This window comes from Mesorhizobium sp. M8A.F.Ca.ET.021.01.1.1 (assembly GCF_003998025.1).
Taxonomy (GTDB): Bacteria; Pseudomonadota; Alphaproteobacteria; order Rhizobiales; family Rhizobiaceae; genus Mesorhizobium.
This window is the reverse complement of sequence record NZ_RZSJ01001077.1, coordinates 1-572: the sequence shown is the minus strand read 5'-3', so window position 1 is coordinate 572 and position 572 is coordinate 1. Positions and strand designations below refer to the sequence as shown.

The following is a 572-nucleotide window of genomic DNA, read 5'->3' as shown; positions in this document are numbered from 1 at the left end:
CTCGACGACGGCGAGGTTGGTGCGTTCCGAATTGCCGCCGACATTGTAGCTCTCGCCCGGATGCCCCTTCGTGGCGACGAGTTCCAGGGCGCGCGCGTGATCCTCGACGAACAGCCAGTCGCGCACATTGGCGCCGGCGCCATAGACCGGCAGCGGCTTTTCATCGAGCGCGTTGAGGATGACGAGCGGGATCAGCTTCTCGGGGAAATGATAGGGGCCGTAATTGTTCGAACAGTTGGAAAGCACGACCGGCAGGCCGTAGGTCTCGTGCCAGGCGCGCACCAGATGGTCCGAAGCCGCTTTCGAGGCGGAATAGGGCGAGGACGGCGCATAGGGCGTCTCCTCGACGAACATGCCGCCGTCGAAAGGCAGGTCGCCGAACACCTCGTCGGTGGAGACGTGATGGAAGCGGAAGCGGCCTTTCCTGTCATCGGACAGGCCGCGCCAGTATTCGAGCGCGGCATTGAGGATCTTGTAGGTGCCGACGATGTTGGTCTCGATGAAGGCGCCCGGTCCATCGATCGAGCGGTCGACATGGCTCTCGGCGGCGAGGTTCATGACGATGTCGATAT

Annotated in this window: 1 protein-coding gene; it reads right to left on the bottom strand. The window is 62.9% G+C overall.

The features are described from left to right. Positions 1-572 (bottom strand): GDP-mannose 4,6-dehydratase (locus EOA36_RS36690; protein ID WP_127281326.1); only part of this gene is annotated, 572 nt, incomplete at both ends.